Source organism: Cupriavidus sp. FW306-01-F10A, from assembly GCF_058782785.1.
On record NZ_JBYSYA010000001.1, the window covers coordinates 391,599 to 418,120 of the forward strand.

Consider the following 26,522-nt stretch of genomic DNA (forward strand, 5'->3'; position numbering starts at 1 on the left):
TCCGATACCAATACACAGGAGACACCACCGTGCAAGACGACCGTACTTTCGGCAAGACGCTGCTGCTGCTCGCGTTCTGGGCATACGTGCTGATCCCGCTGGGCGCGGGGATCTGGTCGACCCTCGGCAAGGCCATGAAGCTGTTCAGCTGAGCGCTCGCGCCGGCCATCCGCTGCGTCCTGATCCATCTTCGCAGCGCACACCCGAGTGCCTCCTGACTGGTGCCGCGGGATCCTGTCGCATGACTGTGATCCCGCGCAATCGCGTCATCTGTACCGGTGGCGCGAAGTGCCTGGCAAGCGCTGCTTCCGGCCTGAAGAACTGAGCTTGAACGGTTCCGCAAGAACTGTATCCCTAGCGGGCAGGCTGTAGTCCTTACGCTTGTCCGTAGTCTCGCGCGACACGCCGTCGTGCCGGCGGCCACCCCACGGAGAGCACATCGATGTACGGACTCACAGCCCTGGAACTCGCTCGAATCCAGTTCGGATTCACGGTTTCCTTCCACATATTATTTCCCGCCATCACGATCGGGCTGGCATGCTTCCTGGCGTTCCTGGAAGCACGCTGGCTCTACACCAAGGACACGGTGTACAGGACCCTGTACCAGTTCTGGATCAAGATCTTCGCGTTGAACTTCGGCATGGGGGTCGTTTCCGGCCTGGTCATGGCCTATGAGTTCGGCACCAACTGGTCTGGCTTCTCGCAGTTTGCGGGGAGCGTCACCGGACCGCTGCTGACCTACGAGGTGCTGACCGCCTTCTTCCTGGAAGCGGGCTTCCTGGGCGTGATGCTGTTCGGCTGGAACCGGGTCGGGCCGGGGCTGCATTACTTCTCGACGGTGATGGTGGCGCTCGGCACCATGATTTCCTCCACCTGGATCCTGGCATCCAACAGCTGGATGCATACGCCGGCCGGCTACGTCATCGTTGCCGGCAAGGTGGTGCCGACCGACTGGCTCGAGGTGATCTTCAACCCGTCGTTCCCCTACCGCCTGGCGCACATGGTGATCGCCGCGCTGCTGTCCACGGCACTGTTCGTGGCGGCATCCTCGGCCTGGCAGCTGCTGCATGGCCGCGCCGTGCCCGCCGCCCGCAAGATGCTGTCGATGGCGCTGTGGATGGTGCTGATCGCTGCGCCGATCCAGGCGGTGGTGGGCGACGCCCACGGCCTCAACACGCTGGAGCACCAGCCCGCCAAGATCGCGGCGATGGAGGGGCACTGGGACACCGCGGCCAAGGATGACAAGGGCGGCTTCCCGCTGATCGTCTTCGGCATCCCCGACATGGAACGCGAGGAAACCCGCTACGCCATCGAGATTCCGCGCCTCGGCAGCCTGATCCTCACGCACAGCCTTGACGGCCAGATCCGCGGCCTGAAGGACTTCCCCAAGGAAGACCGCCCCAATGCCACGGTGCTGTTCTTCACCTTCCGCATCATGGTTGCCCTGGGCGTGGCGATGATCCTGTTCGGCCTGCTGGGCTGGGTGCTGCGCCGCAACGGCGCCCTGTACCGGTCCAAGGCTTTCCTGCGCCTCGCGGTGCTGATGGGCCCCGCCGGCCTGATCGCGCTGCTGGCCGGATGGATGACCACCGAGATCGGCCGCCAGCCGTGGGTGGTCTATGGCCTGCTGCGTACCCATGATGCCGTTTCCGCGCATGCGGCCGGCCCGGTGGCGCTGTCGCTGGCGCTGTTCGTGGTGATCTACTTCGTCTGCTTCGGCGTGGGCATCCGCTACATGCTCAAGCTGGCCAGCGCCGGCCCCGCCCCCGACGCGCACCCGCACGAAGAGCCGTCCTACGGCCCCGGCAGCGTCGTCCCCGCCGCCATCGCCGCGGCTTCCACACCCAACCCGATGGCCCCGCACGGCCAGCGCGAATCCTGAACAGGTGATCAACATGGGTATCAACCTTCCGGTTATCTGGGCCGCCCTGATCTTCTTCGGCGTGATGATGTACGTCATCATGGACGGATTCGATCTTGGCATCGGCATTCTCTTTCCCTTCGTCGGCGACCGTCATGACCGCGACGTCATGATGAACACGGTGGCCCCGGTCTGGGACGGCAACGAAACCTGGCTGGTGTTGGGCGGCGCGGCGCTGCTGGGCGCCTTCCCGCTGGCCTACTCGGTGCTGCTCAGCGCCTTCTACCTGCCGCTGATGTTCATGCTGATGGGGCTGATCTTCCGCGGCGTGGCCTTTGAATTCCGCTTCAAGGCCAGCGACCGCAGCCGCCCATACTGGGATGCCGCGTTCACGTGGGGATCGGTGCTCGCCGCCTTCTTCCAGGGCGTGACACTGGGCGCCTATATCGACGGCATCGCCATGGAAGGCACCACCTTCACCGGCGGCGCGCTCGACTGGCTGGCGCCGTTCCCGATCTTCTGCGGCGTGGGCGTGGTGATCACCTATGCCTTCCTCGGGGTCACCTGGCTCATCATGAAGACCGAGGGCCGCCTGCAATGGACCATGCTGCGCGTGACCAACGTGCTGACCGGCGTGATGCTGGCAATGGTCGCCGCGGTGAGCGTGTGGACGCCGCTGACCCATCCGGAGATCGCGCAACGCTGGTTCGCGCTGCCCAACCTGTTCTTCTTCCTGCCGGTCCCGCTGCTGGTGCTGTTCTCGGCCTTCGGCATCTACCGGTCCCTGCGCAAGCACCCGAACGTGTCGCCGTTCCTGTATGCGCTGCTGATGATCTTCATGGGCTATACCGGGCTTGCCATCAGCATCTGGCCCAATATCATCCCGCCGTCGATCTCGATCTTCGATGCGTCGTCGCCCCCGCAAAGCCAGGGCTTCGCGCTGGTCGGCACCCTGTTCATCGTGCCGATCATCCTGGCCTACACCTCCTGGTCCTATTACGTGTTCCGCGGCAAGGTCAAGCGCGGGGAGGGGTATCACTGATGGCCAGGATCCTGCAATCGCGGCTGGCGGCCCGCCTGGGCTGGCTGCTGGCCCTGTGGCTGGCGGGGGTCGGCACGGTCTTTGTCTGCGCCAGCCTGATGAAGCTGCTGATGCGCGCAGCCGGGCTTGCCAACTGAAGCCATGCCGTCCTCTGGCCCGCTCTCCCGTCCCGCGCTGCCCGCGCGCACCGCCGGCGTGTTCGACACGCTCGCGGCAGCCTGGGCGGGACGCCCCGACCTTGCACCCTGGCTGCATTCGCTGAAGGTGTTCGGCGCGGCGATGCTGGCGCTCTACGTGGCGCTGGCGCTCGGGCTGCCGCGGCCCTACTGGGCCATGGCCACCGTCTACCTGGTGTCCAGCCCGCTGGCCGGCGCCACCTATGCCAAGGGCACCTACCGCGTCTTCGGCACGCTGCTGGGCGCGGTGTGCGCGGTGGCGCTGGTGCCCTGGCTGGTCGACGAGCCGGTGCTGCTGATGGCCGCGATCGCGTGCTGGACCGGCACCCTGCTCTACCTGTCCTTGCTGGAGCCGGCGCCGCGCAACTACATCTGCCTGCTGGCCGCCTATACGCTGCCGATCGTGGCGCTGCCGACGGTCACCAACCCGGCCACGGTCTTCGACGTGGCCCTCACCCGCATCGAGGAAATCGTCATCGGCATCGTCTGCGCCAGCGTGGTCAGCGCGGTGGTGTTTCCCTCGCGCACCACGCCGGCGCTGGCCGCGCGCGCGTCGGCGTGGCTGGACCACGCCTCGCGCTGGATCACCGACGTGCTGGCCGCCGGCGCCAGCGCGGGCCAGCGCCATGACAGCTTCAGCCAGCTGGCCGCCGATATCCTGGCAATGGAAACCCAGCTGGCACAGCTGACCTATGAAGCCGACGGCGCCCTGACCCTGCGGCGCGCACGTGCCCTGCACCAGCGCATGACGGCGCTGCTGCCGCTGGTGCTGGCGCTGGCCGATGCCGCCAGCGCCTTGCGCGGGCATCCGGCAGGCATGCCTGACACCGTCGCGCAGCGCATGCGCGCCACGCTGGCCTGGATCGCCGGCGACGCCAGCGCGTCCCGGCCCCCGCCTTCCTGGTACCCGGCAGGCACCACGCCCGCCGCACCCGCGGACTGGCATGCACGGCTGGTCGCGGCGACCTGCACCTACCTGGATGGACTGGGCGATCTCTGGCAGGACTGCCGCCTGCTGCAGGCCAGCCTGCGCCAGGGCGGAAGCGAGCCCACCGCGCTGCGGTACCGCGTGGAACCCGCCGGGCAGGCCCGGCACCATGACCACGCGCAGCTGGTGTTCCGCGGCGCCACCGCCGGCTCGGCCACCTTCGTCGCGGGCCTGCTGTGGATGGTGTCGGGCTGGGTCGACGGTGCGGTCCCGGTCGGCCTGGCCGCGCTTGCCAGCTGCTTTATCGCCACCACCGCGGAGCCGCGGCTGATGGCCGGCCGCGTGATCGCGTGGAGCATCGGCTGTGCGCTGCTGTCCTGGTATTACCAGTTCGTGGTGCTGCAGCTGGCCCATGACTTCGGCTCGCTGGCCGCCCTGCTGTCCGGGCCGTACCTGGTCATCGGCGCCATGACGACGCAGCCGCGCAATGCGCTGTTCGGCGTGTTGCTGGCGGTCACGGCGGCGTCGTTCCCGGGCCCGCAGCACCTGACCGCGGCCAGTTTCGCCGGCATCTTCAACAGCAGCCTGGCAAGCCTGGCGGCGCTGGTGTTCTCCGCCTTGTGGGCGGTCCTGATGCAGCCCTTCGGCCAGCAGCTGGTGGCCTACCGGCTGGCCAGGGCCAACTGGAACGAGATCGCGCTGGCGGCGCACCCACGCGCGCCGGTCAACAGCGCACGGCTGCGCGGCCGCATGCTGGACCGGCTGCTGCGCCAGTGGCCGCCATTGACCCGCCGCAACAATGCCAGCGGCAGGCAGGCCGGCAGCGCCGTTGCCGACTTCCTGGTCGAATCCGCCGCGCTCGCGCTGCGGCGCGCCCCCGCTGGCGTGCCTGCGCCGCACCGCCGTGCCGTGGAGCGCGTGCTGGCCGGCGTGGCACGCCACTACCGCCAGTGCGCGCGCGCCGGCCATGCCAGCCCGCCCGCTCCGGCACTGGCGGCGCTGATCGACGCGGCCTTCGTGGCGCTGGCCTCGTCGGCGCACGGCAGCCCCCGCACCGCGCTGGCGGCACTGGCCACCCTGCGGCTGGCCCTGTATCCGCCTACCGAAGGAGAGCCCCATGCACGCCACTGAGTTCGACCTGTACGGCGTCTTCGTGCCGGCCACCGTGGTGTGGATGCTGGCCGCGTTCGCGGTAACCGCCGGCGTGCGCGCCGTGCTCGCCCGGATCGGCTTCTACCGCATCGTCTGGCACCGGTCCTTGTTCAATTTCTCGCTCTATATCCTCGTACTGGGCGCGATCGTCGCGCTCGTCTGGCAGGCTCCATCATGATTCGCAAGCTTTCGCTGCTCGGCCCGGTTGCGGTGACCCTGGCGGCCGTGGTCGCCGCGGCGCTGACCGCCTGGCATTTGTGGCAGTACTACACCGAGGCGCCCTGGACCCGCGACGGCCATGTGCGCGCAGAAGTGATCCAGGTCGCGCCGGATGTCTCCGGCCTGGTCACGGCCGTGCTCGTCGGCGACAACGCCCGGGTGCAACGCGGCCAGGTCCTGTTCGTGGTAGACCAGGAGCGCTTCAGCCTGGCCCTGAAACAGGCCCAGGCCGAAGCCGCTTCGGCGCGCGCCGCGCTGGCACTGGGCCGGCGCCAGGCGGCGAACGCGGCCGCCGTGGCTGCCGCGCAGGCGCGCATCGACGAAGCCGATGCCGCGGTGGACGTGTCCAGGCTCAACCTGGCCCGCTGCCGCGTGACCAGCCCGGTCGACGGCCATGCCAGCGACCGCCTGCCGCGCGTCGGCGACTTTGCCACCCGCGGCAGGCCGGCCCTGTCGGTGGTGGCCAGCGGCTCGCAGTACGTGGAAGGCTATTTCGAGGAAACCAAGCTGCCCGCGATCCGCGTCGGCAGCGCCGCCGAAGTACATATCATGGGCCAGCGCACTCCCTTGCGCGGACATGTGCAGAGCATTGCGCCCGGCATCGAGGACCAGGACCGCGCCATCGGACCCAACATGCTTCCCAGCGTCAACCCGACCTTCAACTGGGTGCGCCTGGCGCAGCGCATACCGGTGCGAATCGCACTGGACCAGGTGCCGGCCGGCGTCCATCTGATCGCCGGCCAGACCGCGACGGTGCGCATCCGGGCGCCGCGAGAATGAGGCGCCCGACGCAGCCATACCGGCCCCGCCGCAACTGTTCTGCTTCCGCTCCTGCCGATTTGTACGCCTGCCGGGCGGCCATCGGTCCCTACCATGGACGGCATGGCATGCGCCATGCCCCACCCCATTGCCCCCGGGAGATTCGCCATGCAAGCAGCGCTTGTGCAAGAAATGCCCGCCGCCCGCAGTCCTGAGGCGCCCGCGCCGGACCATGCATCACCCGCCTGCCGGGACCAGCTGGGCCGTCCGCTGCGCGACCTGCGGCTCTCGGTAATCGACCAGTGCAACTTCCGCTGCACCTACTGCATGCCCAAGGAGCGCTTCGGGCGCGACTATCCGTTCCTGTCGCCCGAGCAGCGCCTGTCCGATGCGGAGCTGCTGCGCATCGTGCGCGCCTTTGTCGGCCTGGGCGTCGAGAAGGTGCGCCTGACCGGCGGCGAGCCGCTGCTGCGCAAGGGCATCGAGTCGCTGGTCGAACGCATTGCGGCCATGCGTACCCTGGATGGCCGGCAGGTGGAAGTGGCCATGACCACCAACGGCAGCCTGCTGGCCCGCAAGGCGCGTTCGCTGCGCGACGCGGGCCTGGGCCGGGTCACGGTCAGCCTGGACAGCCTGGATGACCAGATCTTCCGCGCCATGAACGATGTCGATTTCCCGGTCGGGCGCGTGCTGGAGGGCATCGACGCGGCCATCGCGGCGGGCCTGGCACCAGTCAAGGTCAACTGCGTGGTCGAGCGCGGCACCAACGACGCGCAGGTGCTGCCGATGGTCGAACACTTCCGCGGCAGCGACGTCACGCTGCGCTTTATCGAATATATGGATGTGGAAGGCCCGAGCGGCTGGTCACAGTCACGCGTCGTCCCGTCCGACGAGATCCGCGGCATGGTCGAACACGCGCATGCGCTGCTGCCGGTCACCCGGCGCGACGGCGAAACCGCGAGCAACTACCTGCTGGCGGATGGCAGCCTGAAGCTGGGCTTTATCTCCAGCGTTTCGCACCCGTTCTGCGGCGATTGCACCCGCGCACGCGTTTCGGTCGACGGCCGGCTTTACCTGTGCCTGTTCGCCACCAGTTCTGTCGACCTGCGCCAGCACCTGGGTGCCGCGCGCCCCGATGAAGCCGTTGCGGACGCGGTCCGGCAAGCCTGGCAGGCCCGCGGCGACCGCTACTCAGAGCTGCGCGCGGACCGGCTGGCCAGCGGCAAGCGCCAGTACCCGACGGTGCGCATGTCGCTGGTAGGGGGCTGAGCCGCGGGCGCGGCTTTCGGTCACTCAGTCAGGATTCGGGAAAGCCTGCGCGGCAAGCTCCGCGCCGGCTGGCGTCAGGCTCGCGTGACCGCGGCCTTCCTGGTCGATCGCCACGTCCGCCAGTCCGGCGGCTTGCAGCTGCGTCAACACGCGCCGCAGCACGCTCATCGGCAGTTGTGCCCGCTTCGCGATCTTGGCCAGCGACCAGGGGCTGCCGCCACTCTCGCGCCCAGCCTGCCACAAGACCTGGAGCGCCGCGACCATGGCGGGATCGATGTCAGCGTCTTCCATGCTGGTGCTCCTCCTCGCCCGGCTCGCGGCTGCGCGCCAGCAGGTGCTGCGCGATCTTGCCCAGCGTCTGCACGGCGGACTCGATGCCGGGCGACCATTCCCCGCTGTAGTTCAGCCGGATGCAATGGCGGTAAGTGGCCCCGGGCGCAAACATATGCCCGGGCGCAATGGTGATGCGGTGCTCCAGCGCGGCGTGGTACATCTCCATCGCATCGATGCCCTCCGGCAGCTGCACCCACAGCACATAGCCCCCCGCAGGGCGCGACGGGGTGGTGCCGTTCGGGAAGAACCTGCGCACCGCGGCGGCCATGATGTTGGCCTGCTGCGCATAGGCCTTGCGCACCCGCCGCAGGTGGAAGTCGTAGCCGTCGTTCTTCAGGAACTCGGCAATCGCCAGTTGCGGAATGGCGGGCGTGGTCAGCGTGTTGAGGAACTTGAGCCGTTCCACCGCCTCGCGGTAGCGGCCCGGCAGCGCCCAGCCGATCCGGTAGGCATTGGTCAGCGTCTTGGAGAATGAGGAGCAATGCAGCACGATGCCGGCCTTGTCAAACGCCTTCAATGAACTGGGATGGGCCTCGCCGTAATAGAGCTCGCCGTAGACGTCGTTCTCGATGACGGGGATGTCCTTCTCGGTCAGCATGGCCACCAGCGCGCGCTTCTTCTCATCGGGCATCTGGAAGCCGAGCGGGTTCTGGAAATTGGGCATCACCATGCAGGCGGCCACGCCCTTTTCATCGATCAGCCGCGCCAGCTCGCCGAGGTCGATGCCTTCCACCGGATCGGTCGCCACCTCGATGGCGCGCATGCCCAGCCGCTCGATGGCATGGAGCATGGCGTAGAAGGTTGGCGACTCCACTGCGATGGTATCGCCCGGCCTGGCCACCGCCTGCAGGCAGAGGTTGATGGCCTCGGTCGCGCCGATGGTAACGATCACCTCGTTCGGATCGATGGCGTAGCCGTTCTCCAGGTAGCGGCGCGAGATCTGCCGAATCAGCTCGGGGCTGCCGGGCGGCAGGTCGTCGAGCATGGTCCACTTGGCATAGCGGCGCGCGATATTGTTGGCGTACTGGTTGATGCGCTGCCACGGAAACAGCGAAGGGTCCGGATAGGGCGAACCGAGCGGCACGGCATCATCGGAACGGATCGACCGCAGCGTGGAAAGCACCAGCGCGCTGACATCCACCGCCGAGGGCTTGGCACTGGGCCTGGACGGGCGCAACTCGACCACCGGCTCCCCCGGCCGCGCGCGCACGAAATAGCCGGACTGCGGCCGGCTTTCGATGATGCCGCGGCTCTCCAGCAAGACGTAGGCGCGGATCACGGTGGTGATGCTCATGCGGTGGTGCTGGCTGGTTTGCCGCACCGAGGGAATCCGCTCGCCGGGCAGCAGCACACCCTGTTGCACCAATGCCTCGATGTCCGCAGCCAGTTTTTCATATAGTTTCACGCTGCGCTCCCCTTCCCATGTCCCTTGCGCCCGGCCGGTGCCTGGTCCGGCCCTTGCGCCGGGCTGCTGTCAGCTGAGCCAACGATGAAGATCATAGTACGGCAGGGGCAGATTTTGGAGTTGTCCGGCGCATTGGGGTTCGACCCGCACAAAGCCGCTGGCCTGGCCGAGCGCCGACACCGAGGCGGCACCCTGCTGTGCATTGACCTGCACGAAGCTCTCGCGGCCGCCGAGGTTGCCGAGTTCGCCCACGCGCCAGAAGGCATCGCCGCGGTGCGGGCGGGTGCCCGCCAGCGCCGCCCTGACCCGGCCCACCGGCGGGAACAGCTCCGCGCGCCCCTGCAGGCGGCGCAGCAGCGGCGTCACCAGCAGCGCGAAGGTGGCATAGGCTGCTGCCGGATTGCCGGGCAGGCACACCACGGGCTTGCCGCGCAGGCGCCCAACCGTGACCGGCTTGCCGGGCTTCATGTTGACGCCACGGCAAAGCAGCTCGCCGCCCGCCGAAGCCAGCGCCGCCGCCACCAGGTCGCGCTGGCCGACCGAGGCACCGCCGGTGACCAGCACCAGGTCGGCGTCGGCGGCAAGTTCCCGCAGCATGTCGTGCAAGGCGCGCTCGTCGTCCTGCACGTGGCGGTGGCAACTGACCACGGCGCCCATCGACTGCACCAGCGACTCGAGCATCGGGCCATTGACGTCATGCACCTGGTACACGTCACGCGGCTCGTCGTGCGCCGCCACCTCGTCGCCCGAAGTAAGGATGGCCACTTCCACCAGCCGGCAGACCGTGGCCTCCGTCAGTCCCTGCGACGCCAGCGCGGCAATATGCCCCGCATGCAGCAGGGTTCCCGCCGACAGCAGCAGGTCGCCCCGGCGGGCGTCCTCGCCCTTGCGCCGGATATGCTGGCCCGCCACGGGTGCGCGCGCGCAGACGACGCCGCGATAGGTCTCCTCGGCATTCTCCAGCGCGACCACGGCATCGGCGCCGGGCGGAATCACGCCGCCGGTGTAGATGCGGATGGCCTGGCCGGGCAACAGCGGCTGCGGCTGCGTGCCGGCGTAGACGACCTGCTGCAGCGGCAGGCAGGCGTCAGCGCGGCAGTCTGCGCAGCGCACCGCATAGCCATCCATGGCGCTGCGGTCCGCCGCGGGCGTATCCATGACCGCGGCCACGTCGCCGGCCAGCACGCGGCCGGTCAGCAGGCCCAGCCACACGGTTTCGGTCTGCGGCACGGGCTCCGCGCACATCGCGAAGACCGCCTGCGCCTCGTCAAAGTTCAGCATGCTGCGCCTCCGCGGGCGGCGTCCAACGCGGCGCCGGTGTAGTCGACATAACCATCCTTGCGGCAGAAGCTGAGCAGGCGCAGGCCGGCCTGCTCGGCGATGCGTATCGCCAGCGAGGTCGGCGCCGAGATCGTCGCCAGCATCTGGATATTCATGCGCGCCACCTTGCGCACCAGTTCATAGCTGGCGCGGCTGGACAGCAGCACGAAGCCGTCGTCCATCGCCACGCGCTGCATCGCCAGGTGGCCGATCAGCTTGTCCAGGCCGTTGTGGCGGCCCACATCCTCGAACACGTGCAGGATCTCGCCGCCCGCATCACACCAGGCCGCCGCGTGGACACCGCCGGTGGCCTGCATCAGCCGCTGGTGCGACGGCAGCGCCGCGACCGCGCGCTCGATCATCTCGCGCGACGGCGTCAGCCGGGTGGCCGGCTCGGGCATGCGCGCGGGCTCCAGGTCGAGCAGTTCGATGCTCTCGATGCCGCAGACGCCGCAGCCGGTGCGGCCCGCAAGCGCACGCCGGCGGGCCCGCATGGTGGCAAAGGCGTGCTCGCTGATCTCCATCTGCACCTCGGCGCCGTGCTGGTGCACGTGCACTTCCAGGTCGTGGATCTCGGCATTGCGCCCGACGATGCCCTCGGTCAGCGAGAAGCCGACCGCGAACGCCTCCAGGTCCAGCGGCGTGGCCATCATCACGGCGTGCGAGATGCCGTTGTACACCAGCGCCACCGGGAGTTCTTCCGCCACGTTGTCCGTGGCCGGCTGCACCACGCAGTCCTTGTGCCGCACGATGCGGCGCGCTTCATAGCCTGAGTGTTCGACCAGTTCGGTGCATTCCATGGGGGTCTCTTGAAGAAAATTGATGCAGCGCTTGCATGCTGTCGGTTTTCTCCCCTCTCCCGCTGCGCGGGAGAGGGGAGTGTTCGCGAGGGGTAATGGCTAGCGTTCGCGGCGGTGGTGCACGAACGCAGGATCAGCCTGCCACAGCCGCGGGCTGGCGACGGGACGGCGTCAGCAACACCGGCACCGACTTCGACGTGGGCGTGCCGCAGCCATCGCCCGTGCTTTCCAGCGGCACCAGCGGATTGGTCTCGGGGTAGTAGGCCCCCAGGCAGCCTTGCGGGATGTCGTATTCGACCAGCACGAAGTCCTCGACCTGGCGCTGCACGCCGTCGTCCCAGACACTGGTGATGTCGACGTGCTGGCCCGCCTTCAGGCCAAGCCGCGCCAGGTCAGCGGGGCTGATGAAGACCACCCGGCGCAGGCCGAACACGCCGCGGTAGCGGTCGTCCAGGCCGTAGATCGTGGTGTTGTACTGGTCATGCGAGCGCGTCGTCATCATCACCATCAGCTTGTCGCCATACTTCTGGCGGGCCCGGCTGATGGGAGTGTCCTTGTCGATGCGGTTGACCAGGAACTGCGCCTTGCCCGACGGCGTATGCCAGACCCGGTTGCATGCCGCCGGCGTCAGGTGGAACCCGCCCGGCACCGCAACGCGCGCGTTGTAGCTCTCGAAGCCGTCGATCACCTGCTCGATGGCGTCGCGGATGCGGGCGTAGTCCTGCGCATACCAGAGCCAGTCGATCTTCTCCGAGCCCAGCGTGGCGGCTGCCATGCGCGCGACGATGGCAATCTCCGACAACAGGTGCGGCGACGCCGGCGCGTTCATGCCAAACGAGATATGGACCATGCAGACCGAGTCCTCGACCGTCACGCCCTGCGCCACGCCGTCCTGCTGGTCGATCTCGGTGCGGCCCAGCGTCGGCAGGATCAACGACTCCTTGCCGTGCACCAGGTGGCTGCGGTTGAGCTTGGTGGCGATATTCACGGTCAGGTCGCACTGGCGCAGGGCCTCGAAGGTGCGCGGCGTATCCGGCGTGGCAGTGGAGAAATTGCCGCCCAGGCCGACAAAGACCTTGACCTTGCCCTCGAGCATCGCCGAGATGGTATGGACCACGTCATAGCCATGCTTGCGCGGCGGCTCGAAGCCGAAGGCGGCCTGCAGGCGGTCCAGGAATTCCGGCTCGGGCTTCTCTTCGATACCCACCGTGCGGTCGCCCTGCACGTTCGAATGCCCGCGCACCGGCAGCAGCCCGGCGCCGGGGCGGCCGATGTTCCCGCGCATCATCATCAGGTTGGACAGGATCTGCACCGTCGGCACTGAGTGCTTATGCTGCGTCAGGCCCATGCCCCAGCAGGCGATCACGCGCTTGCCCCTGGCGTAGACCTGGGTCAGCGCATCGATATCTTCCTGCGGCACGCCCGACTCGGCGACGATGTCGGCCCAGCTCTCCGCGCGCAGGTCTTCGATGAAGTCGCCGAAGCCGATGGTGTGCTCGCGCACGAAATCCACGTCGATCAGGCGCTCGCGGCCGTGCCGGATGGCCTCTTGGTCGAGTTCGTCCAGGCGCTTGGCCATGCCCTTGATCAAGGCAAAGTCGCCGCCCAGCTTGGGCTGCACGAACATCGAGGCGATCTTGGTGCTGGAGCCGGTCAGCATCTCTACCGGGTGCTGCGGGCTGGTAAAGCGCTCCACCCCGCGTTCGCGCAGCGGGTTGATCGAGACAATGGTGGCGCCGCGCCGCGCGCACTCGCGCAGCTCGCCCAGCATGCGCGGATGGTTGGTGGCCGCGTTGTGGCCGAACAGCAGGATGGTGTCGGCATGCTCGAAGTCATCCAGCACCACGGTGGACTTGCCCACGCCGATGGTCGGCGGCAGGCCCCGGCTGGTGGCCTCGTGGCACATGTTCGAGCAGTCGGGGAAGTTGTTGGTGCCATAGGCACGCACGAACAGCTGGTAGAGGAATGCAGCCTCGTTGCTGGCGCGCCCCGACGTATAGAATGCCGCCTGGTTCGGATCCGGCAGCGCACGCAGGTGGCGCCCGATCAGCGCAAAGGCCTCGTCCCAGGCGATCGCACGGTACTTGTCGGTCTGCGCGTCATAGACCATGGGGTGCGTCAGCCGCCCGTGCTGCTCCAGCTCATAGTCCGTCTGCGCCATCAGCGACGTCACCGTGTGCTGCGCAAAGAACTCGGGGGTCACGCGCATGCTGGTGGACTCGGCGGCCACGGCCTTGACGCCGTTCTCGCAGAACTCGAAGGTGGAGGCGTGCTGCCGGTCCGGCCAGGCACAGCCGGGGCAGTCGAAGCCATCGGCCTGGTTCTGCTTGAACAGCATCTTGTACTTGCCACCGGCAACCTTCTCCTTGATCAGGTTGATGGCAACGTACTTCAGCGCACCCCAGCCGGCGGCGGGGTGGGTGTAGGGGGCGATGTGGCCTTTTTCAGGGGTCGGGGAGCTCATTGGCGTGGTGTCCTGTAACGACGGGGGCGCTGTCCGGCGGCCTGCCAGTGCTGTGACGGGCGGGGACCGGATCGTTGCGGTGTCACCAGATTAGATTTCCCGGGTGCCCCCGGGTACATACAAAGGGGCGCTTGCCCGGGGAGTACAGTTGCTTCAGACCAGCGGGAACGCCTTCACCAGGTGCCGCAGCAAGCTGTCAGCCACCGGGGACAGGTGCCGGCCGGCCCGGGTGATGATGTGGATGCGGCTGTTGTTCAGGATGGGATTGGCCAGCGGCAGCGACACCAGTTGCCTGAACTGCGGCTCCTTCAGCGCCACCGAGCGTGCCGTCATGATGTAGCCCAGCCCCATCGCTGCATATTCCCACAGCACCTTGAACGAGTTGGTGACAAGCATCGGCTTCAGGGTGACGTGCTCGTCCAGTTCCGCCGCCTGGATATGCTTGCGCACACCAAACGATTCCGTCAGCGCCGCTCCCTGGTGCGGCGCCAGGTCCGCCAGCGTCAGCGCGCGGCGTCTGCGCGCCAGCGGATGGTCTTTGCGCACATGCACGCGGATCGGCGACAGCCGTGAATAGTGCGAGCGCAGGCGCACATCGTCGGGCGGCTGAAAGACGAAACCGATATGCGCCAGGTCCTCCAGGATATGCCGGACCGTTTCATCGGTGCCGGCCACCTGGATGCTGCAGCTCACGTCCGGATGCTTGCGCAGGAAGCCCTGCAGCACGGGCTCCAGCACCAGGTCGACGAAGCCTTCGCCAAAGACCAGCTCCACGTGGCCGCGCCGCGCATTCTTCAGGTTGTTGACCTCGGCCAGGAAGGTATCGTTCAGGTCCTGCTGGCGCCGGGCAAACAGCGCCAGCAGGCGCCCGGCATCGGTGGCGACAACACCCCGCCCGCGCCGCTCAAGCAAAGTCAGCCCGGTGTCCTGCTCCAGTTTCGCCACGGCGCGGCTCACCACCGACGGGTCCAGCTCAAGCACCTCGGCCGCGCCGCGCACCGTGCCGGTCTCGATGATCTGCAGCAAGCACAGCGCCCGCTTGCGGTCCAGCACATCTTCCATGTCTTCCTCCTCTGGCTCGCGACGCCGCCTCGGGACGGCAGCGCGGATTTTTTAATGTTGCAAATTATGCAACGTTTCTCCCTCATCATTGTCATGGTTTCGGCAAGCGCCTGCGTGGAGAATGCTGTGGACGACCACGCTCCGATACCGCCATGAACCAGGCCCCGCTTGCCGATCTGCACCAATCCATCCAGACCCTGTCGCCGGAGTTCGTTGAGATCCGCCGAAAGATCCATGCGCACCCCGAACTGGCCTTTGAAGAGCGCCAGACCAGCGACCTGGTCGCCGGGCGGCTGGCGGCATGGGGCTACGAAGTGCATCGCGGCATGGGCACCACCGGTGTCGTGGGCAGGCTCAGGAAGGGGCAAGGCAGCAAGGCGCTGGGCATCCGTGCCGACATGGACGCGCTGCCGATCCAGGAAAAGACCGGCCTGGACTACGCCAGCACCATCGCCGGCAAGATGCACGCCTGCGGCCATGACGGGCACACGGCGATCCTGCTGTGCGCCGCCAGGTACCTGTCCGAGTCCGTTGATTTCAATGGCACGCTCAACCTGATCTTCCAGCCGGCCGAGGAGAACGAAGGCGGTGCGCTGCGCATGCTGGAGGATGGGCTGTTCGAGCAATTCCCCTGCGACGAGATCTATGCGCTGCACAATTCCCCGGGTCTGCCGGTCGGCCAGATCGGGGTCATCGCCGGCCCTGCCATGGCCTCGTTCGACCGCGCCACGGTCACGCTGCGCGGCCGCGGCGCCCATGGCGCCATGCCCCATCATGGCATCGACGCCATGCAGTGCGCCGCCAGCATCGTGCTCGGACTGCAATCGATCGTCAGCCGCGAGATCGATGCGCTCAAGTCGGCGGTCATTACCGTGGGCTCCATCCAGGCCGGCACGACCTACAACGTCGTGCCCGATAGCGCGACGATCAAGATCGGCGTGCGCACGCTGGACCCCCAGGTGCGCACGCTGGTCGAAGCGCGCATCAGCGAATTTGTAGCCGCCCAGGCCCAGAGCTTCCGGCTGCAATCCGAGGTCGTCTACGAACGCAAGTACCCCGTACTGGTCAACCACGACGCGCAGACCGAGCGCGCCCGCCAGGCCGCGATCCGGCTGGTGGGCGCGGACAACGTGGTCGAGCGCCCGCCGGTGATGGGGAGCGAGGACTTCGCCTACATGCTGGAACACCGGCCCGGTGCCTACATCCGGCTCGGCAACGGCCTCGGTGAAGATGGTGGTTGCATGGTCCACAACCCCTTGTACGACTTCAATGACAAGGCCCTGCCTGTCGGCGCCGCATTCTGGGCGCACCTGACGCAAAGCTATCTGGTTTGAACAACTATTCTTCGGGGACATCCACCATGGCTTCACTGAACCGCCGCCGCTTCCTTCAATACGCCGGTCTTTCCGCCGGCACCTCCGTGCTGGCCAGCCTGCCGGCCTTTGCCGCAGACAACTTCCCCGCCAAGTCGCTATCCCTGGTGGTGCCCTACCCGGCCGGTGGTGCGAGCGACACTTCGGCGCGCATCTTCGGGGAATCCATCAGCAAGAGCGTCGGGCAGCAGGTGGTCGTCGAGAACTACGGCGGCGGCACCGGGCTGATCGGCGCCAACAAGGTGCTGGGCGCGCCGGCCGATGGCTACACCTTCTTCCACGGCTCGATCAACGAGGTCTTCCTGGCCCCCATGCTCAACCCGGCGGCGCGCTACAAGCCGCAGGACTTCCAGCTGGCCGCGCCCATCAGCGACGCCAACATCGTGCTGATGGTCAGGAACGGCATTGCCGTGGATACCCTGGACAAGTTCCTGGACTATGCGAAGCAAAGCAAGGGCAAGCCGCTGACCTACGCCACGGTCGGCATCGACTCCATCTATCACCTCATGGGCGATGCCCTGGCTGCCCGGCTCGGCGTGCCCTTCCTGCACGTGCCTTACAAGGGCGGCGCACCAGCGCTGCAAGGGCTTGCCGGCGGCGAGGTCGACTTTGCCATCCTGCCCTACCAGTCCAGTTTCGACAGCATGCAGCAACAGGGCCGGCTGAAGGTGCTGAGCAGCTTCGCCAAGGCCCTGCCCCCGGCGCTCAAGCATATTCCGCTGATCTCGCAAAGCCGCCTGGTGCCCGACTTCGAGTACTCGATCGGCGGCGGCTACTTCGTCAGGCAGGGCACGCCCGCGAGCCGGGTGGCGGTGCTGCGCAAGGCGATTGGCGAAGCCCTGGCCAAGCCCGAGATCCGGGCCAAGCTGGAAGCCGAGGGACGTACGGTCGCACAGCCAATCAACAGCCAGGAGCAGGCGAATCAGGTCTTCGACCAGTACCTGGGACGTGTCACGCAACTGATCCGGAACGTGGGCCGCAAGACCAACGCGTCCTGAAGTCATGTCGCAGCGCGCGCCTTAGCTGGCCGGCCAGGCTGCCTTGGGTGACACACCCGCGGCAAGCCGTTCCGCCAGGAAGGCCTGCATTGCCGCCCAGGACCGGCGGTCCGCCGCCGCATCATAGGCAATGCCACGTTCCGGAAGATTCGCCCCCTCGAACGTGAATGCGTGCCGGGCATGGCCATGGGCATGCAGCTGCCAGTCGGCGCCGGCGCCGGTCAGCTCCGCTGCAATGCCGAGAACGTCGTTCGGCGGCGCGACCGGGTCTTCCCAACCATGCAGGAGCAGGATGCTGGAGGTGATGGGTGCTTGCGGGCCGATCCGCGGCGGGTGGAGCACCCCGTGGAAGCTGACGGTAGCCAGCAGGTTCGACGGGGCCGCGCGCGCCAGGTCCAGGGCGCACAGGCCGCCGAAGCAATACCCGAGCGCAGCCATGCGCTGTGCATCGACCCCGGGAAACCTGGTGGCCGCATCGAACCCGGCCAGCAGGCGCCGGCGCAACAAGCGGCGATCGGCCATCATCGGGCCCATGAGATGCGCGTTGTCTCCCAGCTCGTCACCACGGACGCCCTTGCCGTACACGTCTGCGGCAAAGCAGATGTAGCCCAATGCCGCAAGCCGGTCGGCGCAGCGGCGCATCGCGGCGTTGAGTCCGCTCCATTCGTGCGCCAGCAGCACGCACGGCGTGCGTTGCGCCAGCCCGGCGGGCCGCGCTACATACCCTTCGAAGACAGTCGTGCCATCCGTGTACTCGACCAACGATCGTTCCAGCGGCAGATTCCCAGCGTCCATAGCATTCTCCTTTCGAGCCGCCAGCATGCGGCAGGCGGGGAACGCTGTATTGAACGTTTGGGACGCCAGGTGTTGCGCGTCAGAGATAGAACGCCGGGGCATCGTCTGGCAGGCGTCCGAAGTACTCGGCAAGCGGCGATGGCCCGTTGCGCGCATAGTCGCCCGGCGTCTGGGCCAGGCGCCGCCGCCAGCTCCGGATCTGATGCGGCTGGTCGCTATAGCCTGACAGCGCGTCGCCCTCGCCGCGCTGCACGGCCTGGATGCTGGACTGCAATCGCTCCAGGTCCATCAGCTGCTTGGGGCCCAGGCCAAGGTGCCGCTCGAACCAGCGGTTCAGCAGGCGCCGGTTGACGGCGGTCAGGCTGGCGACTTCCTGCACCTGGCGTCCCTGGCGCAGCAGCGCATGCGCCGCCCTGATCGTCGCCAGTTCCGCAGCCGGCCGGATAGCCGTCATGCGCCGCAGCAACCACGCGTCCAGCCGGCAGGCAACCCGCGCCGGCGTCCAGGCGGCGCTCAGGTCGGCACTGAGCGCATGGGCCGCGCCGTCCCCAAGGTATCCGGCCAGGTCCAGCAGCTGGTCCTTGCAGTCCGGCCCGATGCCGGGGAACAGCCGCGCCAGGCCCGCGCCACTCAGCATCGCCATGACGAAATAGGTGTCCGGCCACGACCGCCATTGCCGGCTGGTCGACTGGAAGCCCAGCAGCGAGACCTGCGGCACGGTCGGGCCGCCCTCCATCGCATTCGGGCGCCCGAAGTTGACCGAGAGCACCGCCCCGGGGTACGGGCAGGTCATGATCCGCCTGCCCGCGTAAACACCCGCCATGTCCTCGACGAACCAGTAGCCGTTGACGTAGGGCGCCAGGGCGGCGCAAGGAGCAATCACCTGGAACATAGCGGACGTGGCGTGGCATGCGCCGGGAACAGGACAGCCGTACCTTTATCACAAGGCGCGCCGCCGCGGCGCCCACCGTCAGCCGGTCCCTCGTCCAGCACTGCCTTGGTGGCCGAAGCCACTTGCGATGGGCGGCTTTGGGGATTCTAATCCTACGGAGGAAGCGTCCCGAGGAGGGTCCCATGGCGCAAGTCACAATATGCGGATCTGAGAACGTTGACGCCATGCCAGCCTCGCAGTCAGGAAGCACCGGCTTGCCCATGATCCTGTTCGGCGCTTTCGATCGCCACAACTTCGGCGACCTCCTTCTGCCGCATGTGATACGAAGCCTGATCGGGCAGGCCAACCCGTTCTACGGGGGCCTGGCCGAGCGCAACCTGAGAATCCATGGCGGCCATAGGGTCCACACCCTGGCGCGGCTGGCAGCCACCGTGGGCGACAGCGCCGTCGATGTCATCCATGTGGGTGGCGAAACCCTGACCTGCTCGCTCTGGGAGGCGGCCGTGATGCTGCAGCCGCCCGAGCAGGCCCCGACGGTGGTGGCGCTGCTCGATGCCCGGCCGCACGAGCGGACGGCCTGGGCCCAGGCGCAGTTGGGCGTACGGGACCTGGTCCCCTACCTGTTGCCGGCCGGTATCTTTGCCAATGTCCGGCGTGTCATTGTCCACGCCGCCGGCGGCATTGAACTGGGATCGGTTGAGCCTGCCATGCGGGCCGAGGTGGTGGCCAAGCTCGGGGCCGCCACCAGCGTCGGGGTACGGGACCATCAAACCCGGGCCATGCTCGCGCAGAACGGCATTGCCTGCCGACTGGAACCCGATCCGGCCGTGCTGGTGGCCGAGCTGTTCGGCGACCGCATCCGCCGGCGCGCCCGCCAGGGCGAGTGCGCCCGCATCGTGTCAGGGCTCTCGGGCGGGTACCTGGCCGTGCAGTTCAGCGCGGATTTTGGCGACGACGATACCCTTTCACAGCTGGCGGCCCAGCTCGAACGTATCGCCCGGGCCAGGACCCTGGGCGTGGTCCTGTTTCGCGCCGGCGCCGCGCCCTGGCACGACGACCTGGCTTGCTACCAGCGCCTGGCGGCACGGCTGCGCGGCACGCCTGTGGTCCTGTTCGACTCGCTCAATCTATGGGATATCTGTGCGCTGATTGCGCGCAGCCGGGGCTTTGTCGGCAGCAGCCTGCACGGCAGCATTGTCGCCGGCGCCTTTTGCCTGCCACGGCTTGGCCTGCTCCGGCCCGCACAAGCTCCTGGCACCAGCAAGCAAGTCGCCTTTGCCGCCGCCTGGGGCGCGGCCGGGGCGCCGGCCGCGGTGACCGTTCAGGATCTTGCGGCCGGCCTGGACGAAGCGATGGCAACCCGGACCGCGCAGCGTAGGGAATTGGCGTCGGAATGGGCCAAGGCATGCAGGACCGCATTCCAGCTGGTTCAGGAGAACTAGTGCCCTCCCGCGAGGTACCGGCTTGCCGGCAGAAGCGCCCGCCCGAGACGCAAGTCCCCGGTAGACGAAAAAAGCGGGCTTCCGAAGAAGCCCGCCCGGTTTGCTGCTAGACGCCTGTATATCGGCCGGTCAGGCTGGAACCTGCGTCCCCGCCGCCGCCGTCTCCTTCGAGAAAAGACTCCTTGAGGTAGCAACATGGCTGGCCAGCACCGGCCGCAAGACCATGATCGCCAGGAAGGCCGCGGTCAGGTCCATGGCCGCAACCGTGTAGAGCACCGTCGACCAGGTGCCGGTCGCCTCCATCATCAGGTTGCCGACCGGCACGAACAGTGCGCCGATGCCCTTGGCCGTGTAGAGCACGCCGTAGATCTTGCCGATGTGCTTGGTGCCGAAGGCATCGCCGGCCAGTGCCGAGAACAGCGAGTAGACCTCGCCCCAGGCCAGGAACACCACGCCCGACAGGATCAGGAAGGCGTACGGGTTGCTGCCGAAGTAGCCGAGCGCGATGATGCCAAGGCCTTCCAGGGTGAAGGCGATGACCATGGTCTTCTCACGGCCGATGTTGTCCGAGATCCAGCCGAACAACGGACGCGAGATGCCGTTCATGATCCGGTCGAGCATCAGCGCGAGCGGCAGTGCGGCCATCACGAAGAAGTGCAGGTCGACCTTGAACTCCTTCACACCGAGGTCCTTGGCAATGACGCCAAGCTGGGCCACGGCCATCATGCCGCCGGTGACGACCAGGATGAACATCACAAACATCAGCCAGAACAGCTTGGTGGACATCGCTTCCTTGAGCGTATAGTCGCGCGTGGCCTGGACCAGCTTCTGCGATGCCTTCACCTCGCTGCCCTTCGGTGCGCGCAGGAACCACGCCGCGACAAAAGCGAGCCCGCCCTGCAGCAGGCCGAAGAACAGGAAGGTGTGCTGGAAGCCCTGCGACTCGATCATGGCCGCGATGGGCAGGATGGTCGCCGCGGAACCGGCGCCGTAACCGCCCGCGGTCAGGCCCACGGCAAGGCCACGGCGGTCCGGGAACCACTTGAGCGCGTTGTTGATGCAGGTGGCGTAGATCGAGCCCACGCCAAGGCCGCCAACGGCTGCGCCGACGTAGAAGCCCATCAGGGTAGTGGCCTGGGAGTTGATGCACCATGCCGCGCCGATGAAGACCGCGCCGAAGGCGACCATCATGCGCGGGCCGAACTTGTCGATGAAATAGCCTTCGATCGGCGCCAGCCAGGTCTGCACAAGGACGAAAACGGTGAAGGCGATCTGGATGCTGGCGCGCGACCAGCCGTAGGTACCCTGGATCTCAGGGACGAACAAGGTCCAGGCGTACTGGATATTGGCGGTGGCGATCATGCAGATCACGCCGACAATCAATTGCAGCCAGCGTGTGCCTTCCGGAACCTGGCGATTAGCGCCCAGCGCTGCCGATGGATTACTCATTTGCGCGCTCCTTGAATCATTTGGCCATTCAATTGCGGGGGTGCGGGCGGATATGCTGACGCACTGCGCCTCAGCTTAAGGGTGGCTGCTGGCATTTCATGTCTCCTGTGTCATTGGCATTTATTTGCCTCTTATTCCGACGCCGACCTGAGGTCTCCGCCCTCACCTCTCTCAAGTTCGGAGTGGCGATGGGATACACAGTATGTGATATATCAAGTAAGTCAAGCGAAAGGGATGGCAGGGTTTTCACTGAATTTATGATGGCTTACGATGGGTGCCGGATATTCACGCTGAATATGCATCATCGACACCGGAAGAGGCCCTTGCCTGGCACTGCCGGATACCAGTGAAATCCTTTACTGGAGCCACTTCCAGGCGAATCGCTGCCGATAGATGAGGGTTCGTTTTGAATGGATGAGCAAAAGGACTTAAATCTCATCATTACGAATTTGTCATATTTGAAAGTGATCCATCCGGCCAGGTAGCCATGATTACGAAAATGTCATGATTACAGAAATGTCATGATTTTGAATGCGCCGGATGATGAGCAAAATAAATCAGAGCGATTAATACCGCATAAGCAGACCCACGCACCCCAAAAAAAATGCCCGCAGGCAAGCCTGGCGGGCGTAGGCATGATGCGTGACATCAGCCGCAGCATGTAGATGGAGTTATAGGCGATTATTGGAGCCGGGCAAATAAATAAAAACGCTTAGTCCGTGGTCGCGGCCAGGAACTCTCGAAAACCCTGACGGATTTGTCGGAAAAACCTGAATGCCATTTGGGCAGATTCAGAAGATGGCATTTTTGTCATGCGGGATTTCGATTTGCGGGCGATGCGCTGCGGCCTGGGCCGGCAAGCACTGTAGACAAGATCATCCGGGCTAACCGCAAAAGTAGATAAAACGGTAAGTGCTGTAGAACTCCTGGAAGGCCGGGCGACCAGGTCGCCCACCCATTGCTATAGACAGAATAGAAAGCATTTTGGAGAAAAGTAGATGTTTTGGTAAATTCTGTAGGAACTCTGGTAAGCTCCCGGCAAACCGGCACCCAGGAATTGCGACCATCTATGTCTCATGCGCCACTTGGCTACGACGCGCTTATCCGCAAGTTCGGGTTGCGCGTGCCGCCGCTGCGCTCGACGTCCGCCCTTGCCGACAAGACCGGGGTCCTCAGCACGCACACCGGACCGGACGGCACCACGCGCACCGTGTATCCAAGGAACCGCTACCGCGGCGGCGACACGACCGTGGACCACCTGACTTTCGCGCTGAAGAAGGAGCAGCTCGACCTGACCGTGCTGGCGGCGCTGTTCGAGCATGCGCCAGCGGTGCAGGCGGTACGGGAGTGGCTGGCGGCCACCCCGACCTCGCGCTATGCGAGGCTGAGCGCGTTCTATGCCAAATGGCTTGCCGGGGCGCAATTCGACTACAAGCTGCCGGCCGGGGCGCCCAGGGTACTGGCGCTGGACGAGAGCCGGTACCTGACCGGCCCGGCAACGCCGGACCTGCAGTTCGGTATCCAGAACAACCACCTCGGCCCGGCCGCGTTTTGCCCCCTGGTACGCCGCACCGAGAAGCTGGCGCAGTACATAGCCGCCGACCTCCCCGGCCGTGTGGCCGCGGCCATCAAGCGGCTCGAGCCAGAGTTGCTGGCGCGCGCGGTGGACTACCTCTACCTCGCGGAGACACGATCGACCTACTCCATCGAGCACGAGATCCCCGATAACCAGCGGGTCGCCAAGTTCAGGCGGCTGCTGGAGTATGCCGGCAATCCCGCCCCGCTGACCGAAGCGCAGCTGTGCGAGTGGCAGAACGAAATCATCTCGGGGCTGCGCGCCGAATTCTCCTATCGCGACAAGCAGAACTGGCTGTCCCGCGGCGGGCGCATGCGCAACATCGCTGACTATATTCCCCCGCCGCCCGGGCAGCTTGGCGCGATGATGGACGGGATTGCCGCGGTCGCGGGCCTGGTCGAGGCACAGGCGGCAAACCCCATCGTGGCCGCGGCGTGCGTATCGTTTGGCTTTGTCTTCGCCCACCCGTTCTACGACGGCAACGGCCGGCTCCATCGATTCCTCATCCACCATTTGCTGCGCCAGGCCGGTGTCACGCCCGATGGCGTCGTGCTGCCGGTGTCGGCACGGATGCTCAAGCAGATCGATACCTATGCCGCGCTGCTGAAGTCCTATTCCGCCCCGCGGACGGCCCTGCTCAACTACGCGCTGGATTCGGACAGCGACACCATCCTGATCAAGTCGCCACAGCCCGGCTGGCTTTACGCATCCTTTGATGCGACGGCGCTGTGCGAATTCGTCTTCGAATGCATCGAGCAGTGCGTCGAGCAGGACCTTGCGCAGGAGCTCCAGTACCTGCGCGCCTACGATGCCAGCGTCGCACGCCTGGAAAGCTGGCTCGACCTGCGCCAGTCACGCCTGTCGAACCTGATCGACCTGATCGTCCAGAACCACGGCGAGCTGTCCAGGCGCAAGCGCAAGCTGTTCGAAGACATCACGGACGACGAGCTCGCCCGCATTGAAGCCGTCGTGCGCGACGAATTCACGGAATACCTCGAGCTCAACGGCAGCCGCTGAAGCGGCGGCACAGCATTGGCACTGCACGGTGCCGCCACCATGGGGCGGCACCGGCGCCACTATGTATCGCTCTGTATCCCGGGCCGCGGCAGACATGAAAGCTTGCACGGATGCCGGGGCGCGGAAACAGCCCGGATACGTGCGGACGGTGGAATGCGTCTATCGCCAACACCGGGAGTTCTCCGCCATGTCCGTCGCCGCCATCCATCCGCCGCCACCCTGCCCCTGCCCCTGCCATCGTGCCTGCCACGGCACCGCGCACGCCGACGGGAGCCGTCCATGATCGACGCCTTCCTTGCCTTCGCCGCCGGCGTGCTGACCGTTGCCTCGCCCTGTGTGCTGCCGGTGCTGCCCATGCTGCTGGCCGGCTCGGTGGGCGAATCCGGCCGGCTGCGCCCGCTGGCGATCGCGCTTGGCTTCGTCAGCACCTTTTCCGCGCTGGGCATAGTCTTTGGCGCACTGTCCAGCGCCTTCAGCGAAGCCCCAGGCGTGGTGCGCAACGCGGCCATCCTGTTGCTGCTGGGTGCCGGCCTGTCACGGCTCTGGCCGGCGGGCTTCGAGCGCCTGGCGGCCCCGTTCGCCGGCGTGGTCGACCGCCTGGCGGGCGTCGGCGGCCGGACCGGCACCGGCGTGGCCGGCGGCTTTGTGCTGGGCATGACGCTGGGCGCGGTGTGGACCCCGTGCGCCGGGCCGGTGCTGGCGTCGATCCTCGCGCTGGTGGCCAAGGCGCAAGACCTGCATCGCGCTGCCGGCCTGCTGGCGTTGTTCGCGGCTGGCGCGGCCATCCCGATGCTGGGCATTGCCTATGGCGGCCAGTTCGCCACCACTCACGTGCGCCGGCTGGCGCGTCACACGCATCGGCTGCAGCAAGGCTTCGGCGTGCTGGTGGTGGCGACCGCCATCGCCATGTACTTCCAGTACGACACCCTTGCCGTCGCCTGGCTGACCTCGCTTTTCCCTGCCTCCCAACCTGGAGCCTGAACCATGCACCGCTTGCTTCGTACCCTGCTTGCCACTACCGCCATCGTCGCCGCCCAGCATGCCGCCGCCGCCCCTGCCGACTATGGCAAGGCGCCGGAATTCACCGGCATCGACAAGTGGCTCAACTCTGAACCGCTGACCGTTGCCGGGCTGCGCGGCAAGGTCGTGCTGGTCGATTTCTGGACCTATAGCTGCATCAACTGCATCAACACGCTGCCCCATGTGCGGCAGTGGTACGACAAATACCGCGACAAGGGCCTGGTCGTGGTCGGCGTCCACACCCCCGAGTTCCCCTTCGAGAAGTCCACCGCCAACGTGCAGGCAGCGCTCAAGCGCTTCGATATCCGCTACCCGGTAGCGCAGGACAACGCCTATGCCACCTGGAACGCCTGGCGCAACCGGTACTGGCCGGCGCTCTACCTGGTCGATGCCAACGGCTCCGTGGTCTACAAGCACTTTGGCGAAGGGAGTTACGCCGAGACCGAAGCGGCCATCCAGAAGGCGCTGGCCGGGCGCAAGTAAGTATCAATTCGTCGAGCCTTGAGCAGCCGGTCAAGACCAACAACTTTGACATCCTCTCCTCCCTAAAGGGAGGAGATTCCCTCTGCAGGCGATCGATGTCCCGATCGGGCAAGGATATTTAGCGCAGCGTTCACATCGCGATCATGTACAGCACCGCATCCACTGCATACCCACTGCCTTATTCCAAGGTCTGCGATACCTTTCGGCCTCTCCGGCGGCATCGCGTCGCACGAAGAGCAGACCTGGGTGGTGAAACGTTCGTCGACTTCCTCGCACCACGCGCCATGCGCAATCGCCTTGTACGCGAGCATTGTGCGGAAGGACGACCAGCCCGCATCGAGGACGGACTTCGCCATGCTGGTCCTGGCGAGGCCGGCGGCGTTCACATTCCCCACCGCAATGTAGTCGAAGTCCCGCACGATGCGATGCGAGAGCTTGTGCAGGACCCAGCCGAGCGACTTGCGGCCGCGATAGCGCAGGTACGGCCGGCGATGCTGGCTACGCGACTTGGCGTACTGCTCGCAAACCGCGTTGACGGTGCCGGAATGGATGCGCAGTTCCTTGCAGCTGCCGGTGGTCAACACGTTCATATCGAAACCCGTGGGCCATTTCTTGCCCCACCTCCCGCGCAAGGGAGTTGATACAAATTGTATGCAATTTTTGTATCACGGAGTGCTTATCCCTGCT

The 26,522-nt window shown here is 66.5% G+C and carries 23 protein-coding genes and 1 pseudogene; 14 read left to right on the forward strand and 10 right to left on the reverse strand.

Annotated elements, in window-relative coordinates:
• Positions 1-29: 29 nt before the first annotated feature.
• The 8 genes from AC3WLF_RS01810 to moaA all read left to right on the forward strand — a co-directional run bounded on the left by AC3WLF_RS01810 (position 30) and on the right by moaA (position 7,406).
• Entirely contained in the window at positions 30-152 is a 123-nt protein-coding gene (locus AC3WLF_RS01810) for an MFS transporter small subunit (protein ID WP_010809255.1), read from the forward strand.
• A gap of 290 nt (positions 153-442) precedes the next feature.
• Complete coding sequence (locus AC3WLF_RS01815) at positions 443-1,882, forward strand: cytochrome ubiquinol oxidase subunit I (RefSeq protein ID WP_492357722.1); 1,440 nt, start codon at positions 443-445, stop codon at positions 1,880-1,882.
• Positions 1,883-1,895: 13 nt separating this feature from the next.
• On the forward strand, positions 1,896-2,903 hold the full coding sequence (gene cydB, locus AC3WLF_RS01820) for a cytochrome d ubiquinol oxidase subunit II (RefSeq protein WP_492355755.1): 1,008 nt from the start codon (positions 1,896-1,898) through the stop codon (positions 2,901-2,903).
• On the forward strand, positions 2,903-3,040 hold the full coding sequence (locus tag AC3WLF_RS01825) for a DUF2474 family protein (protein WP_492317000.1): 138 nt from the start codon (positions 2,903-2,905) through the stop codon (positions 3,038-3,040). The genes cydB and AC3WLF_RS01825 overlap by 1 nt, the downstream gene beginning before the upstream one ends.
• Positions 3,030-5,138 carry an FUSC family protein gene (locus tag AC3WLF_RS01830; RefSeq protein ID WP_492357723.1) on the forward strand — a complete coding sequence of 703 codons (2,109 nt, stop codon included), beginning with the start codon at positions 3,030-3,032 and terminating at the stop codon, positions 5,136-5,138. Before AC3WLF_RS01825 ends, AC3WLF_RS01830 begins: the two co-directional genes overlap by 11 nt.
• Entirely contained in the window at positions 5,125-5,337 is a 213-nt protein-coding gene (locus AC3WLF_RS01835; protein WP_018313632.1) for a DUF1656 domain-containing protein, read from the forward strand. Before AC3WLF_RS01830 ends, AC3WLF_RS01835 begins: the two co-directional genes overlap by 14 nt.
• Positions 5,334-6,158 (forward strand): HlyD family secretion protein, encoded by an 825-nt coding sequence (locus AC3WLF_RS01840; RefSeq protein ID WP_492357724.1) that lies wholly within the window; start codon positions 5,334-5,336, stop codon positions 6,156-6,158. The genes AC3WLF_RS01835 and AC3WLF_RS01840 overlap by 4 nt, the downstream gene beginning before the upstream one ends.
• A 147-nt stretch (positions 6,159-6,305) precedes the next feature.
• On the forward strand, positions 6,306-7,406 hold the full coding sequence (gene moaA, locus AC3WLF_RS01845; protein ID WP_492357725.1) for a GTP 3',8-cyclase MoaA: 1,101 nt from the start codon (positions 6,306-6,308) through the stop codon (positions 7,404-7,406).
• 24 nt (positions 7,407-7,430) lie between these two features.
• Here moaA and AC3WLF_RS01850 read toward each other — a convergent pair whose 3' ends face one another.
• From AC3WLF_RS01850 to AC3WLF_RS01875, 6 genes are all read right to left on the reverse strand, one after another.
• Positions 7,431-7,697: a transcriptional regulator gene (locus AC3WLF_RS01850; protein WP_492316998.1), complete on the reverse strand. Its 267-nt coding sequence runs from the start codon at positions 7,695-7,697 to the stop codon at positions 7,431-7,433.
• Complete coding sequence (locus AC3WLF_RS01855; protein WP_492316997.1) at positions 7,684-9,144, reverse strand: aminotransferase-like domain-containing protein; 1,461 nt, start codon at positions 9,142-9,144, stop codon at positions 7,684-7,686. Before AC3WLF_RS01855 ends, AC3WLF_RS01850 begins: the two co-directional genes overlap by 14 nt.
• 69 nt (positions 9,145-9,213) lie before the next feature.
• Positions 9,214-10,425: a molybdopterin molybdotransferase MoeA gene (locus tag AC3WLF_RS01860; protein WP_492351282.1), complete on the reverse strand. Its 1,212-nt coding sequence runs from the start codon at positions 10,423-10,425 to the stop codon at positions 9,214-9,216.
• Positions 10,419-11,264, reverse strand: a complete 846-nt coding sequence (gene fdhD, locus AC3WLF_RS01865; RefSeq protein WP_492351281.1) for a formate dehydrogenase accessory sulfurtransferase FdhD — start codon at positions 11,262-11,264, stop codon at positions 10,419-10,421. The genes AC3WLF_RS01860 and fdhD overlap by 7 nt, the downstream gene beginning before the upstream one ends.
• Positions 11,265-11,397: 133 nt before the next feature.
• Positions 11,398-13,728: an FdhF/YdeP family oxidoreductase gene (locus tag AC3WLF_RS01870; RefSeq protein ID WP_492316994.1), complete on the reverse strand. Its 2,331-nt coding sequence runs from the start codon at positions 13,726-13,728 to the stop codon at positions 11,398-11,400.
• A gap of 153 nt (positions 13,729-13,881) precedes the next feature.
• Positions 13,882-14,790 (reverse strand): LysR family transcriptional regulator, encoded by a 909-nt coding sequence (locus AC3WLF_RS01875; RefSeq protein WP_436223262.1) that lies wholly within the window; start codon positions 14,788-14,790, stop codon positions 13,882-13,884.
• Between the two features lie 152 nt (positions 14,791-14,942).
• On the opposite strand from AC3WLF_RS01875, the gene AC3WLF_RS01880 reads away from it, so the two are divergent.
• The gene (locus AC3WLF_RS01880; protein WP_492316993.1) at positions 14,943-16,124 is read left to right on the forward strand and encodes a M20 aminoacylase family protein; all 1,182 of its coding nucleotides are present in this window, start codon (positions 14,943-14,945) and stop codon (positions 16,122-16,124) included.
• Between the two features lie 26 nt (positions 16,125-16,150).
• Positions 16,151-17,161, forward strand: coding sequence for a tripartite tricarboxylate transporter substrate binding protein (locus tag AC3WLF_RS01885; RefSeq protein ID WP_492316992.1), 1,011 nt, complete (start codon positions 16,151-16,153; stop codon positions 17,159-17,161).
• 21 nt (positions 17,162-17,182) lie between these two features.
• Here AC3WLF_RS01885 and AC3WLF_RS01890 read toward each other — a convergent pair whose 3' ends face one another.
• Positions 17,183-17,956, reverse strand: coding sequence for a dienelactone hydrolase family protein (locus AC3WLF_RS01890; protein ID WP_492351279.1), 774 nt, complete (start codon positions 17,954-17,956; stop codon positions 17,183-17,185).
• A 79-nt stretch (positions 17,957-18,035) separates the two neighbouring features.
• Positions 18,036-18,848 carry a helix-turn-helix domain-containing protein gene (locus tag AC3WLF_RS01895; RefSeq protein WP_492351278.1) on the reverse strand — a complete coding sequence of 271 codons (813 nt, stop codon included), beginning with the start codon at positions 18,846-18,848 and terminating at the stop codon, positions 18,036-18,038.
• 224 nt (positions 18,849-19,072) lie between these two features.
• Here AC3WLF_RS01895 and AC3WLF_RS01900 point away from each other — a divergent pair, with 224 nt between their 5' ends.
• A complete protein-coding gene (locus tag AC3WLF_RS01900; protein WP_492357809.1) occupies positions 19,073-20,290 on the forward strand; it encodes a polysaccharide pyruvyl transferase family protein in 1,218 nt (405 codons plus the stop codon).
• A gap of 129 nt (positions 20,291-20,419) precedes the next feature.
• On the opposite strand, the gene oxlT is transcribed toward AC3WLF_RS01900, so the two are convergent.
• Entirely contained in the window at positions 20,420-21,739 is a 1,320-nt protein-coding gene (oxlT, locus tag AC3WLF_RS01905) for an oxalate/formate MFS antiporter (protein WP_492357726.1), read from the reverse strand.
• 1,069 nt (positions 21,740-22,808) lie between these two features.
• On the opposite strand from oxlT, the gene AC3WLF_RS01910 reads away from it, so the two are divergent.
• The 3 genes from AC3WLF_RS01910 (at position 22,809) to AC3WLF_RS01920 (ending at position 25,835) form a co-directional block, all read left to right on the forward strand.
• Positions 22,809-24,332 carry a Fic family protein gene (locus AC3WLF_RS01910; RefSeq protein ID WP_492316987.1) on the forward strand — a complete coding sequence of 508 codons (1,524 nt, stop codon included), beginning with the start codon at positions 22,809-22,811 and terminating at the stop codon, positions 24,330-24,332.
• 279 nt (positions 24,333-24,611) lie between these two features.
• Positions 24,612-25,313, forward strand: coding sequence for a cytochrome c biogenesis CcdA family protein (locus AC3WLF_RS01915; RefSeq protein ID WP_492357727.1), 702 nt, complete (start codon positions 24,612-24,614; stop codon positions 25,311-25,313).
• Between the two features lie 3 nt (positions 25,314-25,316).
• Complete coding sequence (locus AC3WLF_RS01920) at positions 25,317-25,835, forward strand: thioredoxin family protein (RefSeq protein ID WP_492316985.1); 519 nt, start codon at positions 25,317-25,319, stop codon at positions 25,833-25,835.
• A 62-nt stretch (positions 25,836-25,897) separates the two neighbouring features.
• Here the strand turns inward: AC3WLF_RS01920 and AC3WLF_RS01925 are convergent.
• A pseudogene (locus AC3WLF_RS01925) lies at positions 25,898-26,458 on the reverse strand (RNA-guided endonuclease InsQ/TnpB family protein); the annotation flags it as partial.
• Positions 26,459-26,522: the final 64 nt, after the last annotated feature.